The 17,135-nt window shown below is 38.3% G+C and carries 11 protein-coding genes and 2 pseudogenes; 2 read left to right on the top strand and 11 right to left on the bottom strand.

What is annotated here, in order from left to right; genetic code table 11:
* Both SAGCYANO_RS32145 and SAGCYANO_RS32150 read right to left on the bottom strand, forming a co-directional pair.
* Positions 1-457: hypothetical protein (locus SAGCYANO_RS32145; RefSeq protein WP_202223788.1), on the bottom strand; the 457-nt coding region annotated here is incomplete at its 3' end.
* Between the two features lie 107 nt (positions 458-564).
* Complete coding sequence (locus SAGCYANO_RS32150; protein WP_202223789.1) at positions 565-2,925, bottom strand: type I restriction endonuclease subunit R; 2,361 nt, start codon at positions 2,923-2,925, stop codon at positions 565-567.
* A 538-nt stretch (positions 2,926-3,463) separates the two neighbouring features.
* Between SAGCYANO_RS32150 and SAGCYANO_RS32155 the strand changes: the two genes are divergently transcribed.
* The gene (locus SAGCYANO_RS32155) at positions 3,464-4,684 is read left to right on the top strand and encodes an RNA-guided endonuclease TnpB family protein (RefSeq protein WP_202222798.1); all 1,221 of its coding nucleotides are present in this window, start codon (positions 3,464-3,466) and stop codon (positions 4,682-4,684) included.
* A 36-nt stretch (positions 4,685-4,720) separates the two neighbouring features.
* Here the strand turns inward: SAGCYANO_RS32155 and SAGCYANO_RS32160 are convergent, their stop codons facing one another.
* From SAGCYANO_RS32160 to ffh, 9 genes and pseudogenes are all read right to left on the bottom strand, one after another.
* Positions 4,721-5,506, bottom strand: coding sequence for a restriction endonuclease subunit S (locus SAGCYANO_RS32160; RefSeq protein ID WP_375340038.1), 786 nt, complete (start codon positions 5,504-5,506; stop codon positions 4,721-4,723).
* A 45-nt stretch (positions 5,507-5,551) separates the two neighbouring features.
* Positions 5,552-6,541: pseudogene (locus SAGCYANO_RS32165) on the bottom strand (class I SAM-dependent DNA methyltransferase); the annotation flags it as partial.
* Positions 6,542-6,786: 245 nt separating this feature from the next.
* On the bottom strand, positions 6,787-7,050 hold the full coding sequence (locus SAGCYANO_RS32170) for a type I restriction-modification system subunit M N-terminal domain-containing protein (RefSeq protein WP_202223792.1): 264 nt from the start codon (positions 7,048-7,050) through the stop codon (positions 6,787-6,789).
* A 557-nt stretch (positions 7,051-7,607) separates the two neighbouring features.
* Positions 7,608-8,018: a ChuX/HutX family heme-like substrate-binding protein gene (locus tag SAGCYANO_RS32175; protein ID WP_202223793.1), complete on the bottom strand. Its 411-nt coding sequence runs from the start codon at positions 8,016-8,018 to the stop codon at positions 7,608-7,610.
* 1,038 nt (positions 8,019-9,056) lie between these two features.
* Positions 9,057-10,010, bottom strand: coding sequence for a PhoH family protein (locus SAGCYANO_RS32180; RefSeq protein WP_202223881.1), 954 nt, complete (start codon positions 10,008-10,010; stop codon positions 9,057-9,059).
* Between the two features lie 28 nt (positions 10,011-10,038).
* A complete protein-coding gene (locus SAGCYANO_RS32185) occupies positions 10,039-10,209 on the bottom strand; it encodes a hypothetical protein (protein ID WP_202223794.1) in 171 nt (56 codons plus the stop codon).
* A gap of 663 nt (positions 10,210-10,872) precedes the next feature.
* A complete protein-coding gene (locus SAGCYANO_RS32190; RefSeq protein ID WP_307786069.1) occupies positions 10,873-11,334 on the bottom strand; it encodes a KH domain-containing protein in 462 nt (153 codons plus the stop codon).
* 112 nt (positions 11,335-11,446) lie between these two features.
* Positions 11,447-11,716 (bottom strand): annotated as a pseudogene (rpsP, locus tag SAGCYANO_RS46090) (30S ribosomal protein S16); the annotation flags it as partial.
* Positions 11,717-11,852: 136 nt separating this feature from the next.
* Positions 11,853-13,304, bottom strand: coding sequence for a signal recognition particle protein (gene ffh, locus SAGCYANO_RS32200; RefSeq protein WP_202223796.1), 1,452 nt, complete (start codon positions 13,302-13,304; stop codon positions 11,853-11,855).
* Positions 13,305-14,471: 1,167 nt separating this feature from the next.
* Here ffh and SAGCYANO_RS32205 point away from each other — a divergent pair.
* A complete protein-coding gene (locus tag SAGCYANO_RS32205; RefSeq protein WP_202223797.1) occupies positions 14,472-16,826 on the top strand; it encodes a GAF domain-containing protein in 2,355 nt (784 codons plus the stop codon).
* Positions 16,827-17,135 lie beyond the last annotated feature (309 nt).

Genomic DNA, 17,135 nt, shown 5'->3' on the forward strand with positions numbered 1-17,135 from the left:
TTAGCCATTCTTGAAAATTTTTATTACCTATAAATTGACTATATTCTTCTGTATGTTCCCGAATAAAACGCCGTAATTCTTGATTGAATTTATTTTCAAAGGTAAGTTTGGCATTTTGCGGGTCGCTATAATTTCTAGCATTTTGATATTCTCTATCTTCTCTAACTTTTTCTGGCAACTCTTCTAGGAAAAATTTCCACACTTTATCCTCATTTTTCCAGGCAATACTACCACCGAAACGGTTATTAAATTCTGTGATGATTTGACTGATTTTATCTGACCTACTTTCAGAATTTCCAATAACAATATTATCGGCAATGGGAGACAAAGTCTTTCCCCTGCTTAAACTAATACTTTGACTTGCTAAAAACTCTACTCGATAACTCTCAATATCTACACTATTAATAATTCCGGCCGACCAATCAGAATTATCTAATTTTGGCAGTTTATTAACCAAGAATTTCAGAAAAGTACTTAAACTCTCCCAATAGGAATTTTTAAAACTTTTCACCTGCACTAAAAATTGATAATTTCTGACAAAACTCCTAGCTTTATTCTGAAACTCTATTTTTCCTCCTCCTGCAAATAATTTTGATAATTTTCCACATAATTATCTAAAATTGACTCCCAATTTTCCCGCGACTCGCTACTAACAAATATCCTCATAAATTCCCGTACATCTTCTGGAGAATAAATCTGAAAACTTGCCAAACTTTCCTCTAAGTCGTGGAGGCGGTCGCTATCTGTTTCCTCACTTAAAATAGTAGTTTTATAATAAGGCTCAAAAGCTCTCTGAATTTCATCAGCAGAATTGACAAAGTCTAAGACAAAAGTATCATATTTTCCCTCACAGGAACGATTTAACCGAGACAAAGTTTGTACCGCCTTCACCTCAGATAAAACCTTATCCACATACATCGTATGTAACAACGGTTCGTCAAAACCAGTTTGATACTTATTCGCCACAATTAAAAATCTATATTTATCCTCCCGAAAAAAATCTGTAATCTTACTCCCTGAAAAACCATTCAGTGAATACTCATCTTCCTTTTTACCATCTATTTCCTTACTGCCAGAAAAAGCAACAATAGTCTGATACTCAGAATTTATTTTTCTCAAATATTCGTCAAAAGCAAACTTATAACGAATCGCACTTTTAATACTACTACTAACAACCATTGCCTTAGCTTTCCCATTAATTTTTCCCTGACCAATTACCTTAGATAAAAAATGCTCGACCATCACTTCTGCTTTTTTAGCAATACTCTCTGGATGCTCCTCCACATATCTTTTTAATTTCTTTTTTGCCTGTTTATTATCAAATTCCGGGTCTTCTATAATTTTCTTCTCCAACCGACAATAAGTTTTGTAGGTCGTATAATTCTGCAAAACATCCAGAATAAATCCTTCGGCGATCGCCTGTTTCATTGAATAACTATGGAATGGATAAAATTTTCCATCTGCTGGATTTTTGACACCGAATAATTCTAAAGTTTTATTTTTTGGCGTGGCAGTAAAGGCGTAATAATTGGCATTTGGGCAAGGTTTTTGCGACTCGATAATTCTGATTATTTTATCTTCCGTGGTTTCCTCTGTTTCCGAATCTTCCTTGCTCAAAGATTCGGTCATCTTTGCTGCACTTTTGCCAGTTTGGCTAGAGTGAGCTTCATCGATGATAATGGCAAATTTTTTCTCGGCTAAAGATTTAATTTCCTCGACAATGTAGGGAAACTTTTGCACTGTTGTAATAATAATTTTGCTGCCTTTTTCTAAAGCTGACCTTAATTGTTTACTGCCTTCGGTAATTGCTTCGACGACTCCGGCGACTTGAGCGAATTGTTTGATATTTTCCCGAATTTGTTTATCTAAAATTTTGCGGTCTGTCACGACTAAGACTGAATCGAAAAATTTTTCAGTCTCGGTAATATTTTTTAGTTCCACGAGTTGATGACTCAACCAGGTTATAGAATTACTTTTGCCGGAACCCGCAGAGTGTTGGATTAAGTAGCGGTTGCCGATGCCTGGGTTTTTTGTGTCTATTAAAAGTTGCCTTACTAGGTCGAGTTGATGGTAGCGGGGGAAGATAAGTTTTTGCTTTTTGGCTGACTTTTTATCTTTGTCTTTATTTTCCTCTTCCGTGAGTTGGGCGTAATTTTCGATGATGTTACTGAGACTTTTTTTGGCTAAAATTTCTTTCCACAAATAATCTGTTTTAATACCGTTGGGGTTGGGGGGGTTGCCTGCTGTATCGGGAAAAGGTAGAGCGGAATTTGATTTTTTGCCTTTGTTGAATGGTAGGAATTTTGTATTTTCGCGGTCGAGTTTTGTGGTCATCCACACTTCGTTATCGTCGAGGGCGAAATGTACTAGGCAACGTTTGAATTGAAATAATAATTCTCTGGGGTGGCGGTCATTTTTATATTGGTTTATGGCGTCTCGAAAGTTTTGTCCGGTTAGTTGGTTTTTTAGCTCGAAGGTAATGACTGGTAAACCGTTGATGAAAATTACTAAGTCGAGAGCGAGGTTATGGTTTTCTTTGTATCTGAGTTGACGGGTAACTGAGAAAATATTTCTTTGGTAATTTTGGATAGTGTCGCGGTTGAGTTGAGAATTTGGGAGCTGATAATAAAGTTCGAGGTGAGTTTCTCCGGTTTTGATACCTTGACGTAATATATTGACTATACTTTTCTCTTCTATTTGTCGGTGGAAGCGTTCATAAAGTTTTTTCTTCCTGGCGCCGTGGTAGTTAGAAATTTCTGCTAATTTTTCAGGTTGAGTGTTGTGGAGAAACTGGGAAAGTTTGGCAGTGTCGAGACAGTAAGTGCGGTGATAGTCTGTGGAGTTGCCTGGGGAATATTGGGAGTCGTGGATGAGACTTTGATAGATGATATTTTCGAGACCTTTTTCAGTAATGTCGGAAGTCATTTCAGTTATCAGTTATCAGTTATCAGTAGAAAAATGTAGGTTGGGTTGAAGTATGTTAGCGCAGCTTATCCGTAGGATAAACCCAACAAATACAAATTTGGCAAAAGAGGAAAATTCAGCAGTCATATCTATATATATGTCGTCGGCAAAATTTCCATCGGTTAGAAAAAGGGGAAATTCTAGATTTATCCATTTGCCAAAACAGGAAAATTTACCGGAAAATTGGGTTTAAAGCCTCCCCCTTTGAGCTATGCTTTATAAACATCTTTCTTAACATAAAGCGTGGACATTATAGGCAAGTTATGTGTAAGTCTTTGAAAGGCTTTTTATTGAGAAAAGTGTATTGAAAAATACATTTTTTTGAGAACTGTAGACAAGATTCTTCCTCCCCATCCTCCCCACCCTTCCCACAAGGTTTTCAGGAGTTCCTTATAAGGGATAGCCCTTTGAGGGGGACTTTTTAATGTATATATTAGTTGCAGATATACTGAACTGTGTGCTATATTTTTATCGTAGCATTAAAAGATAAAACATTTCTATGCTCATCTATGAAATGAAGTTGCAAGGCACACAAGGCCAGTATAATCAGCTAGACTCAGCCATTAGGACTGGTCGATTTGTGCGCAATAGCATTATCCGAGCATGGATAGACAGAGAAGTTAAAAGTCGTAACGATGCCTACAAATACTGCACAAAACTAGCACACAATCCTAAATTTCCCTGGGCCAAGCAACTTAACTCCATGGCAAGACAAGCTCATGCTGAGAGAGCATGGGCAGCAATAGAAAGATTCTATCAAAACTGTAAAGCTAATGTTGCTGGTAAGAAGGGTTTTCCCAAGTTTAAAAAATACCAAATTAGAGACTCAGTAGAATACAAAACTAGCGGATGGAAACTATCAGAAGATAGACGCTATTTAACTTTTACTGATGGCTTCAAAGCAGGTACTTTTAAGCTTTGGGGTAGTCGAAACCTTCATTTCTATCAAATCAATCAAATCAAACGAGTCAGAGTTGTCAGAAGGTATGATGGCTACTATGCTCAATTCTCAATCGACCATACTAGAGAGGAGAAGAAAAATCTTACAGGAACTCAGTTAGGAATAGACTTAGGTTTAAATCATTTCTACACTGACTCAGCTGGTGAAAAAGTAGATAATCCGAGATTTTTGAGACAAGGTGAACGTAAAATCAAGAAACTACAACGTCGCCTTTCTCGTACTCAAAAGGGTAGTCAAAATAGGAGTAAAGCTAGGAATAGGTTAGGTAGAGCGCATCTAAAGGTTTCACGCAGACGTAACGACTGGGCAGTTAAATTAGCGCAGCGCGTCATACAATCTAACGATTTGGTAGCGATAGAAAACCTGAAAGTGCGTAACATGATGAAAAACCATAAGTTAGCGAAGTCCATAGCAGATGCAGCATGGTACAGGTTTAGAGAATGGTTGGAGTATTTTGGCAGAGTCTATGGTGTGCCTGTAGTAACAGTAGAACCTGCATATACTTCTGTAAATTGTTCAAGTTGCGGTGAGAAAGTTGTGAAGACCCTCAGCACTAGGACTCATCAATGTCCACACTGTGGTTATGTTGCCGACAGGGACGAGAATGCAGCTATCAATATACTCCAATCAGCATTAAGAGAATTAGCAACTACCCTGGGGCACAGGGAAAGTCACGCCTCTGGAGAGAACGACCTCTGCTTGGTTGAGGAAACTCAGGCAAGTAAGCCGACTCGAGGAAAGAGGAAAGTCCCGCAGTGATGTGGGAATCCACTCGCCTTTAGGCAGGGGAGGATGTCAATGGGGAGGGCGATATTTTCTGACATCTATTTTTCCCGTGACTGTTTCAGAAATTAGAGTTGTTCGATATTCTTGGATTAATTTTATTTCCTTTTCTATAGTGGCGATCGCTCGATTGATTTTTTCTGATTTTTTTTCAATGAATAAGGCAATTTCTTTTTGTTCGTTGAGGGGAGGAAAAGGAATAGGAAAACGACTAATTTCTCTCAAACCTAAGTCGGGCACTCCTACTCCTACAGTTCTCAGTTTAGCCTCTGTAAATACAAAGTCAGAATCCAAAATTATATTTATAAATTCAGGCATTGAAATATTCTTTTTAACTCTGATTATACAGCAGGAATAAGAAACCAAAAATCTCGTATTTACTTTTACAAGTCTAGACTTACCTAACTTAGCACCAATGCGTGAATATACTATGTCGTCCTTTTGAGGTCTTACCTTTTTAGACAGTCTTTCAAAGTCTTCTTCGCTGATAAATTTTATATCCTTAGTAAAATTAAGAGTTCCATTATCTAGCAAATCTTTTGCCGACAGGAATGCTACTCCACTTATAACTGCTTTGGGCATTTCATGGTTAATATCATTAATTTCGCTAGTGATCCAACCTAGTCTTTTCACCTGCCAATGTTCCGGTATTTCTCCTAACCACTCAATGCCAGAATATTTCATCGGTACATCTGAGTTAAGACCTTTAGTAACTGCCTGATTAATAATAACGGTTTTCTGTTCTTTTAGTAGTTCTATCATCCGTTGTTTTTTGGCAATATATTCATCAAAATCCATAAACTCCTCAGTTATCCTCTCAATATCCTCCCCCCGTAACTCACAATTTTTACTCCCCAAATTTTTCCTTAATTTCCCATACCATTCCGTAGCATCTATCAACTGTACCTTACCCCGACGATGAACGGATTTTTGATTAGAAAGAATCCAAATATAAGTCGCAATACCAGTGTTATAAAACATATTCAACGGCAAACCAACAATACATTCCAACCAATCATTTTCAATAATCCACCGCCGAATATTACTCTCGCCACTACCAGCATCCCCCTTCAAGAATTTAGAATTAAGAATTTAGAATTTAGAATTACCTCTCCTTTAAAACGGATAGGATTGATTAATCATGAAAATTTTTCTTTTTATCCTCTTAAAAGAGGAGGCTTTCAACCACAATTTTTCGGTAAACAAAGCCGAACCATTATGAACAATTGCTATCCGACTTCCCAACCTTGTCGAATCTTTCATCTTAGAAAGTTTATTCATCAAAAATAATAATTGCCCATCACTATTTCGGGGAATAAGTTGTAATTCCTCCCCCTGATGCCAAACCAAAAACCGACTATCTTTTATCTCCTTTTTTCTCCCCACTAAAATCTTATCTCCATCGACTTTCCAAGATTTACCGTAAGGAGGATTAGCTAACATAAAATCGAAGGTAAAATTGGGAAAACCATCATTAGCAAGAGTCGAAGCATACTTAATATTATCCGTTTTTTTCCCCTTAATTAACATATCCGCCTGACAGATAGCATAAGTTTCAGGATTAACCTCTTGCCCATACAAATAAATAGTTACTTCTTTCCCCATTCCTGTTGCCAACTCCTGCAAAAAATTCTCCGCCTCCGTCAACATTCCCCCAGAACCACAAGCACAGTCATAAACTAAATAAGTAGTATTTTGAATCTGGTCTTTTACAGGCATAAAAATCAAATTCACCATCAACTTAATAATATCGCGGGGGGTAAAATGTTCTCCTGCCTCCTCATTATTTTCCTCATTAAATCTTCTAATCAATTCCTCAAAAATATATCCCATCCCCAAATTAGATAACCCAGGCTGAATAACCTTACCTTTTTTATCTTTTATCGGTTCCGGACTAAGATTAATTTCCGAGTCAGTAAACTTTTTAATTAAAGAATAAAGGCGGTTATGTTCGACCAAAGTTTCTAACTGATTGCTGAACTTAAATTTACTGATAATTTCCTGTACATTGTCGCTAAAACCATTCAGATAATCTCTCAAATTCTCTTTAATAAAACTAGGCTCATCCAGTAATTTTTTCAGAGTATAAAAGAAGTATTATAAAAAGGATATTTAGTAATTTCTGTTAATCCAGATTTATCAGTAAAATTCATTTTTTCATAAAAATCATTCTCCGCTAAAACTTTTGCTTTAGTAGATTCAAGCAAACAATCTAATCGCCTAATAACAGTCATCGGTAGAATTACATCTCGATATTTTCCCCTCACATAAACATCCCGCAAAACATCATCAGCAATTCCCCAAATAAAACTAACAATTCCGTTATGTGTTGCGTTATCCATTTATATAATTTTTTGATATATTAGAAGGAAGAGGGAAGAAGGAAGAAGGAAGAAGGAAGAAGGAAAAATATTGCTTTGTCTGAGTTTTAAGCTTTTGATATTTCCTAACCTTTCCTTCCACTGCTATATACCAATTTATAAGCATTAATGCTATACCTAGTTCAACAATTAATAATTAATAATTACCTCTCCTTGAAAAGAAGAGGATTGACGCGGAGGGTGAAAATTTTTTCTTCTCTTGGTCAATTGGATATGGCGAGGTCTCCTCGCCATCCCTTGACCGCTTTTTTCTCCTTTAAAGAAGAGGCTTTAAACCTTAATTATTCGATAAGACTTCAGTTATTAAGTAATTAACACTATTCCAATCGTCTTTTTGCGAATTTAAGCCAAATTAATGTTAATTATTCTTATTTTTATATCAAATCAATTTAATTCGGTATAAAAAATGTTCCATCGCAAGCGCCATTGCAAAATCTTTCTTTCTCTCCCCTACTCCCTACTCCCCTACTCCCTACTCCCCACCCCCTACTCCCTACTCCCTCTTTTGGAGGAAATGTCTATTCCAAACTTTCTACCGGAATAGGTTCCCAAACTTCACCATATTTTTCTTTCAAACCTTGCCAAGTTTCTACCTGTCCAGGTTCATATTCTCCTGGTTTACCCCACTGTAAAAATGCACTCAAAGCAATTTTATCTTCATTATCTAAAAAACGAATGGCATAAGTAGTAAAATTTCCTCTTTTTGCTTCCCCAGTCTCAAACTTTACCTGTTTAATCATATCCATGTTTAGATGAAATTCAAAAATATCCGCGTGCATATTGGCATATTTGCCTTTAGGAAGTTCAGCATAAAATAACTTTTGAATTTTGCCTCTAACTTCCAATACTGCAGAACTACTTGTCACAATTAAGCGTAAAGTTCCCAGTTGTTCGCAAGCTTCTAAAAAATCTTTTAGGTTAGTAGTCATAAGATAGAAATATTATTTAATTATTTATTTTTGGCGTTGGTGATTTAAGGTATGATAACATATTCCTTGATCTAGGAGTAATATAATTTCGTCCCTCGTCATACAATGTGTAATATCATGTGTTCCTTCCAGGGGAGCTACGCTATCGGTAGAACAGTTATAATTAGGCTCGTAGTTTTGCTCTAGCAATAATAGTAAGTATTGTAGAGGCTCAAGCCCAACTACAAACAAAAATTTTATCATAAGTAATTATCCGCAATTCGTAGCTCCCCCGGAGGGGGAACATGATATAAGTGCGTTACAGCGGTTTTCATTTCAGTAAACCACAGTAGGGGCGAATGCCATTCGCCCTTATAGGTTTTTGGTTATGACGATGTGGTTTATCAATCTGAAAAGGGCGTTAGCGGCAGCTTTGCGTTAGCAAATGGCCATAAAGCTCCTACAATATAGAACCCCTGAGTGGATCTATTTAAAAATATAGGGAGAGTGTGGGGACTGTGGGGACCCACCCTAACCCTCCCTGGAGGGAATGTGGGGACTGTGAGGAGATGGAAGCAAATTTCAACTTGCTAGGGTTGCCAGCAGATGCGACTAACGTCGTCGCGGAGTAGCATATGCTTGCCTCCCCTATTCTCGTTCCTGAATTTCGCTCTTCACTCCTCAGTCGTCGGGTTGGACTTCTGCCAAAAGCACATACCGCGTATAAAGATACGATCGGGGATTCTATAGGGCGAATACCATTCGCCCCTACTCTTTAAATACTGAATAACTAACGATGCCACCAGATTTGATATGATATCATTTCCGGACAATTAGGGATAGAACCCACATTCCGCACTCCGCCTTACATATTGCCTAGCTAAACAAAAAACTTTCTCCTTCTATTCTTCTTTCTTCTGTGCTGACTCCTGTAGGGGCGATTTCCGTTCCGGAATGCTCCGCAAACGCGAATCGCCCCTACCCGACTTCTAAGCGAATCGCCCCTACCCGACTCCTAAGTAAATAAGACTAATATCATACACGCGCTTCAGCAACGCCTTATTTTTCATACTGCTCATAAGCAGCAACTATTTTCTGTACTAGAGGATGTCGTACCACATCTGCTTGAGATAATTCACAAATAGCAATACCCTCTACATTTCGTAGAATTTTCATGGCAACTGCTAAACCAGATTTTTGACTTAGGGGTAGATCTGTTTGAGTAATATCTCCCGTTACCACCATTCTTGAGCGAAAACCCAAACGAGTTAATACCATTTTCATCTGAGCAGGAGTGGTATTTTGAGCTTCATCAAGAATCACAAAAGAGTTATTCAGAGTTCGACCCCTCATATATGCTAAAGGCGCAACTTCAATAGTGCCTTTCTCCATCAAAGTTGTCACCTTTTCTGGTTCTATTAATTCATAAAGAGCATCATATAGAGGTCGTAAATAAGGATTAATTTTCTGTTGCAAGTCCCCTGGTAAAAATCCTAATTTTTCTCCAGCTTCTACAGCAGGTCTAGTTAAAATCAAACGTTCATATTGATTATCTAAAAGTGCTTTAACTGCTAGAAGTGCTGCCAAAAATGTTTTACCTGTACCAGCAGGACCCACACAAAAAGTCATATCGCGGGTGCGGATCGCTTGTACATATTTTCGTTGACGGAAAGTTTTAGCACGAATTTCTAACCCACGACGGGTCTTAACAAGAACGTCTTGTTGAATTTCTCGCAGGTCATCTTGACGGTTAGTATCAATGGCATGGCAAGCAGTGATAATTTCTACACCAGTAATGGTTTTACCATGTTTCCAAAGACTTTCAAGCGATCGCACAATTTGTTGACATCGTTCTATTTGAGTTGCGGTGCCACTAATAAATAATTCTTGTCCACGCAGTACAACATTTGCCCCTGTGTGTCGTGCCAGTAGTTTAATATTTTCTTCCTGATAACCAGAAAGAGCGATCGCGCTATCAATAGTAGGCAGCTCTACTCTTACTGTCTCTGTCATGCCAAGATATTTCTCTGTTCCATATTTGCTAAGATCCTCTAACAAATATTTTCTGTTTCTTCCTCAAAGTGCTAGCATTAGCTAGCTCACAGACTATCAAAATTTTTGGTTGTAGGGAAAGGAAGCGATCGCGGACCGCCAAAGACAAATTTGTCCTATAGGTTTTCAAACTACCAAACCATTTATATATTTTTACCAATAACTCATCCTCCAATCTTAACTAGCTATTAGTTTTTAGCATTTCCGTACAGGAATTATCTGCAAACAGCTATCAGCTTAACGTTTACTGCTGATAGCTGACTGCTGATTGTTAAAATAATTAACAGCCTTCTCCTGACGGAGACGCTGCGCGTTATATATCGCGGAGCGTTAACGTTTGCGGTAGCATTCCGTTAGGAAAGTTGTGCGCTAGCAAAACGGCTGGAAGTCAGGAGTCAGTAGAATTTTTTGCTTTGCTCATCGGAGTTAGCTCCTGACTGGAAGCCTTATCGGGTATATATCCCCAGGGTCTGCACGGTGTCTGCAATTGCTTGGGGTTATAAGACACGAAGTGGCGTGTCGAAGACTATCCCCACGAACATTGATTCTGTCTCCAGAATTGCTGTCTCCTGACTCCTTCTTTAAAAGTAATTCCCCACTATCCCTAACAGGACTTACGCCGGGACACTAAATATAGTGAGGGCGTTTTGCTACCGCATAACTCCGTTAACGCTCCGCGACATGTAAAGCGCAGCTTTGCGGAACGCAAATGCCATTTGCGTTCCGCAAAGCTCCGAATGGCGCCCCTACAGATGGTGCTTTAAAAGTCAATTTGCGTAAGTCCTGCCTAATCAAAGTTTTAGTGGTGGCATTCTGGTAATTTTTACCTCATTCCATAGTCGTCTCGTTTATACCTAATTGGACTTGGAGTCGTACTACGAGTACGAGATACTCTTTGTCTGCTGTAGGATGGACGAGTAATTGGCATAGCTTTTCTCTCATAACTCCCTTCTTCTCGATCGCTATAAGAGTAAGAAGGAGAAGGACGTGGTGTCTCTGAATGGTCTTCGTATATTTCCAAATGCACTGATTGACCTGCTGTTTGAGCTAATGCTGCTAACACAGTACGAACCGCTTGGATATTACGTCCTCCGCGACCATATACCCGCCCTTTTTCGAGTTCGTCAAAAGCTAGACGAATCCAGGCTTTTGCTTGCCGAAGATTTACTTCACAGTCCACTCGTAAAGATTCTGGTGACTCTAGAAATGGCTCAATTAAACATCTCACTATTTCCACATAATCAGGATTAACTGACTGAGAATTATTCCTCTGATTCAGTGGCAACTGCGGTTTCAGCTGACTCACTTTCACTGGTTTGGCTGGCTTCGGTATTGGCAGTTTCTTCGCTTGGTTGGGTATTGGTAACGGCTTCTGTCGATTCTGCATGGGAAACTGATACATTCTCTTGGGTGTTAATTCCGGTTCTTGGTGATTCAAGGACATTGGCTTTTCTCAATATGTCACGCACTGTTTGTGTTGGTTGAGCGCCTTGTTCAAGGCGTCTGGTAATTCCTGGTACATCTAGTCTAGTTTCATCTGTTCTGGGGTTGTAAAAGCCGAGTTCTTCTAATGGACGGCCATCACGTCGGGAACTGCTGTTCATTGCTACTATCCGGTAGCTAGTCTCCCGTTTTTTCCCATATCGCTTTAATCGCAGTTTGATCATTTCGAGTGATTATACTCCTGTTTGGAATTGTAAGCTATTATGTTTCATGGTAACGAAGAAAGTATTAGGCATCTTTTGTCAAATTTAGAGTTTGCCACTGGATATTTTAGGAATATTACTACCTGCTATCGCATTCTTAAAGTTGCCCAAAGCCCTTTTTCTTTTTCTGCTTCTTTTTCTTTTTGCCACCACCCATACCGGGGTAGTTTGGCATTCCTGGAGGTGTTCTACCTCCTAGCATTCCTGGCATTCCCATACCTGGCATTCCTGGCATTCCCATGCCTGGCATACCTCCTTGGCCCATTTGTTGCATGAGCGATCGCATTTTTTGGAAGTCACTCACCAGTTTACTAACATCTTTTTCAGCATAACCTGAACCACGGGCAATACGTTTTCGTCGGGAAGGAGATTTTGCTAAAAGTTCTGGGGTTTGGCGCTCTTGCTTTGTCATTGAATTAATCATAGACTCACAGCGCTTTAGTTGAGTTTCTCCCTGTTGCAACTGATCGTCAGTCATTTTATTCATTCCTGGAATTAATTTCATAATTCCTCCCAGAGAACCCATGTTCTTCATCAGTCGCGTTTGCTTCAGGAAGTCTGTAAAGTCAAACTTAGCTGAGAGAATTTTCTCTTGCATTTTTTCTGCATCAGCTATGTCAAACTCTTCCTGAGCTTTTTCTACCAGGGTCAGTACATCTCCCATGCCCAGAATTCGAGAAGCCATCCTCTCTGGGTAGAAAGGTTGTAGGGCTTCTACTTTTTCTCCCACCCCTACAAATTTTATGGGCTGACCAGAAATTCGACGTACTGATAAAGCTGCCCCACCTCTTGTATCCCCGTCCATTTTTGTGAGGATTGCCCCTGTAATCCCAATTCGATCGTTGAAGGTACGGGTCAATGTTGCCGCCTCTTGACCTGTCATTGCATCTACTACTAGCAATGTTTCCTGGGGCTTAACTGCTGCTTTAATTTTGGCGAGTTCCGCCATCATCTCTTGGTCAATTTGTAGCCTACCTGCTGTATCTATTATTACAGTATCTATGCCTTCGGTCTTGGCTTTTTCTACTCCTTTTTGAGCAATTTCTACAGGATCTATATCTGTGCCTAATTCAAATACAGATACATCTATCTGTTTACCTAGAGTAACTAGCTGGTCTATAGCAGCAGGTCTATAGATATCGGTCGCAACTAGCAAGGTACTTCTATTTTCCTTCCGTAGATGTAAGGCCAATTTAGCTGAGGCAGTGGTTTTACCTGTCCCTTGTAAACCTGCCATCAGAACAATAGTTGGTGCTTGTTCAGCTTTTGCTAGGGGAGAATTGGTTTCTCCCATGACACGCACCAGCTCATCGTGGACTATTTTGATGAACTGTTGGTCTGGCCTTACTCCTGTTAATACATCTGCCCCTTTAGCTGTAGTGCTAACCTCGGCTATAAAGTCTTTTACAACCTGTAAGTTAACATCTGCTTCTAATAGAGCACGACGGACTTCTCGTAGGGCTTCTTGAATATTGGAGTCTGTGATTTTATTTTGACCCCTTAGTTTTTTCCAGGCGACTTCTAAGCGGTCGGCAAGGGCTTCAAACATAAAGCAATTTTAGCTAGCTAGTAGTAGTTTCTTATTATATATCATCTGAAAGTTTTTTTCTTTTTTTTTGCTAATTTTTTTCTAATTATGCAATCCAAAGGGTTTTTCTATAATATAGTCAGCTTTGGTTTAAATTTTATTTATTGCTTCTTCAAAGTTCTAGAAACATATCTGTTAAATCATTGCTTTTTCTATTTTAAAACAACCTCATCCTTTATTCCTGACCTAATTTCTTATTCTCATTATCGATCAGGATTCAGGATTTTGGTTTCTTCTTCAAAATACATAATATATATCGCAATTTATGAATATATTCTTTTTTTCACATCTGGATTTTGAATATCTTTAAACATTTTTTTCAGTATCTGTCTAGGTATTTTTTTAGCGAAACAACAACTATAGTAATCCTATTTCAGTTACCTAATAATTAAGGTTTAAAGCCTCTCACTCGCCGTGGAGAAACAAGGAAATATTTTCCTTTTATTCAATCCTCTTCCTTTTAGGGATAGGTAATTATCAATTATCAATTATCAATTATCCATTATCCATTATCCATTATTGAACATATTTTAGTGGCAATTAGGAGTCAGGTAGGGGAGCTGTCGGATTGCCGAAGCACAGAATTTACCGAAATATTGTGGTTTAAAGCCTCCCCTTTCTAAGGGGATAATAAATAAAAATTTTCATGATTAGTTAATCCTATCCGTTTTAAAGGAGAGGTAATTCTAAATTCGCGCATTCTTATATTCTTAATTCTTGAATCATGTTTTCAGTTTAAATCAACTACTATAAAGACTTCCACAACCAATGGGCGGATTGCTATGTCGCGATCGCGAGTCGTTTTATAATCTACTTTCTTCAAATCCACAGGAATAAATTCTTTTTCTTTAAAGCCTACTGTAAGTCTTAATTTATTTTTTAACTACTTAACTATTGTTATCATAATATGTGTATTCTGTCAAGAATTTTAATATGATAGGACTTAATGGATAATATTAACCTATCAGTAAACTTTTGTCCAGTGTCAAACTTATTTGTCCAGATATATAGCTTCCATCTTTGATTTTATGGCCAATCATCAAAAACTCGGTTTGGTTAGTATCATGTATATTATGGATTTTACATATACATAAGTAATAGATATTCAAAACATCAGGTGCAAAAAATATGCATACTTCCAAACAAAAAATTACAGATAAAAATAATAAATGTAATACAAAAGCTTTACCAGGAAAAACTTCTGCCATCCCAAACGATCAAAACAGTGAGGGTATAAATATAGACCAACTATTACAAGCTCTAACATCTCAGCTATCCCATCATAATCAAGTCGAGCAACTAAAAATTTGGAGACAAATAATAGAGCGACTGGAAAATTTTCCACACCACAGCAGAATATTAACAGCAATTGTAGAACCAAGTAGCCTCAGCATTAAATATGCCAATCATACTTTTTGCCAGTTAATGGGAATAGACCGGATCGATGAAATAGAATCAAAGCAAAACATTAAGCTCAATGAGTTGGTAAGTGATTGGGAGAAAACAGAACTAGAAAAACTGTACCGCTTGCAAGTTTTGCACTGGGTACTCAAAGAACTTTATCAAATAGACACGGCAAATCTACAACTTCAGAATTATTCGATCGTATCAACAATTAATTGCTCACAAAACTCAGAACCACAGTATATAGAATTCTGGTTTTGTTGCCAGCAACAAAAAGTACAAAGAGTTGACAAAACTGTAGATGATTTTACAGATATCAATTTCCAATCAATGTCAACATCTGAACAAATAGCTTGGATGCTCAAACCGGGAAATCTAGAAATTTTAGCCCAACAGTTAAAATTAGAAAATTTTCAACTAGAGGGTTTATTTTTACTCGAAGGATTGGATGTAACAGTTAAAGAACAAAAACGAAGACTAACTCAACTGTTAGTGGAACCGGAATCATTCATGCAGCAAGAGAAATTTCAGCAAATAGACAAATTAATGCGGTCGGTTTTCCGGGCTGATGATATTATTCTACTACGCAATGAAGGAGAAAAACAACTAAAATTATTTATCGGCAGTGAGTATTTAACGACAAGCAACTATCCTAAAGTATATTCTACACAGAATCTACAGGATTCTCCAGTCTTGAAAACTGCTAAAGATAATCAAATTCAGAATATTCCCGACCTGAAGATACATTGTCAAACTGAGTGCGAAGAAAATCTATATCAAAAAGGAGTCCGCTCCTTACTACTAATTCCTCTAGTAATTAAAACTGCCTGTCCACAAGAAGATACTTCTGGACTTCAATCAGTTTTGGGAATAGCAGGATTAACCAGCAAGCTCCCCAACAATTTTTATCCCTCTGATTACAAACACGCTCAGGAACTTATTTCACCTTTTACCACTGCGGTTCGTCAAACAATTCAACAACGGTTCACAAATATTCGTAATATTCACCCTGCAGTGGAATGGCGGTTTTTGCAAGAAGCAGAACGGCGTAGTTGGGGATTACCGCCTGAAACAATTGTGTTTGAAGATGTCTATCCTCTTTATGGTATCTGTGATATTCGTGGTTCTTCTACCGAACGCAATCGGGCAATTCAAACGGATCTGCTGACACAATTTTGCTTAGGGTTAACAATTGTCGAAACTGTTTGTCAAATAAAAGATAGTGCTTTTTGTCAGCAACTACGACAAGATATGTTGGAACATATTAAGTCTCTAGAAGAAAAAGTATCAGTGGATAGTGAAATTACAGCCAGAGATTATCTACATTTCCATTTAGAAATTTACTTTGATTATTTTATGGAATGTGGAGATGCTGTCAAAACTGCTGTAGAAGCTTATCGCTCTGCTTGTGACAACGAACATCATAGCGTGTATCAAGCTCGCGATCGCTACGACCAGATGTTGCACAAAATTAATTATCATCTTCAGAAAACTTGGGAAAAGTGGCAACAACAGATGCAGCAAATTCTACCCCACCATTGTGATTTTGAGGCTACCGATGGCATAGACCACATGATGTATGTGGGGAAATCTATTAATCCTAAGTTTAGTCAATTTCATCTGTGTAGTTTACGTTACGAGCAACTACGAGCAATTTGTGATTGTGCGAGAACAATTTTGCGCCTGAGAGCTGAATCTGAGGAAATAACTTTGGGAGTTGTGCATCTGGTCTTAGTGCAGAATTCTACAATTGATATTTATCATAATGAAAGTACAGAAAGATTGTTTGATGTCAAAGGTACTCGCGATATTCGTTATGAAATTGTTAAAAAGCGAATTGACAAGGGTGTGGATCGGGAAACAAAGGAGCGGATAACTCAACCAGGGATGTTGACTGTGGTTTATTCTACTGATGAAGAGTGGCAAGAATATCAACAGTATTTCCGTTATTTAGTTCGTGAAGGTTGGGTGGAAGATAAATTTGAGAGTGGTTTGGTTGAACCTCTACAGGGAGTAAGTGGTTTACGGTTTGTTAGGGCGAAGGTGTTGTTGCTTGAGGAAGGGAAATCTACTAATTAAGTAGGTTTGCGAAGGTGGGGAGTGTGGGGAGTGTGGGGAGATGTGGCTCACAGGGATTATGGCACGGATATACGGATACGGATGGGAGTAGGGAAGTACACAGTAGGGGCGTTAACGATAGTTATGCGCAAGCTTTCGGCCGTTTGCTGACGCATAGCTCCGAATGGCGCCGCTAGGAGGTTTTGGTTATGACGATGTGGTTCATCAATCAGCAAAAGCGCTGTAATATCAAATCCGGTAGCTTCGGAGTAATATAATTTCTGTATTATTTTTCATAATTACCAATTATATCATGTCTGTTTATATCGT

The organism is Okeania sp. KiyG1, from assembly GCF_014132355.1.
In the GTDB taxonomy this organism is placed as follows: Bacteria; Cyanobacteriota; Cyanobacteriia; order Cyanobacteriales; family Microcoleaceae; genus Okeania.

Bases quoted from the DNA above. Each gene is read 5' to 3' on its own strand.
- SAGCYANO_RS32205 (WP_202223797.1), top strand. From the start codon at position 14,472: ATGCATACTTCCAAACAAAAAATTACAGATAAAAATAATAAATGTAAT.
- SAGCYANO_RS32180 (WP_202223881.1), bottom strand. From the start codon at position 10,010: ATGACAGAGACAGTAAGAGTAGAGCTGCCTACTATTGATAGCGCGATC.
- SAGCYANO_RS32170 (WP_202223792.1), bottom strand. From the start codon at position 7,050: ATGGATAACGCAACACATAACGGAATTGTTAGTTTTATTTGGGGAATT.
- SAGCYANO_RS32175 (WP_202223793.1), bottom strand. From the start codon at position 8,018: ATGACTACTAACCTAAAAGATTTTTTAGAAGCTTGCGAACAACTGGGA.
- SAGCYANO_RS32160 (WP_375340038.1), bottom strand. From the start codon at position 5,506: ATGGATTTTGATGAATATATTGCCAAAAAACAACGGATGATAGAACTA.
- SAGCYANO_RS32155 (WP_202222798.1), top strand. From the start codon at position 3,464: ATGCTCATCTATGAAATGAAGTTGCAAGGCACACAAGGCCAGTATAAT.
- SAGCYANO_RS32150 (WP_202223789.1), bottom strand. From the start codon at position 2,925: ATGACTTCCGACATTACTGAAAAAGGTCTCGAAAATATCATCTATCAA.
- ffh (WP_202223796.1), bottom strand. From the start codon at position 13,304: ATGTTTGAAGCCCTTGCCGACCGCTTAGAAGTCGCCTGGAAAAAACTA.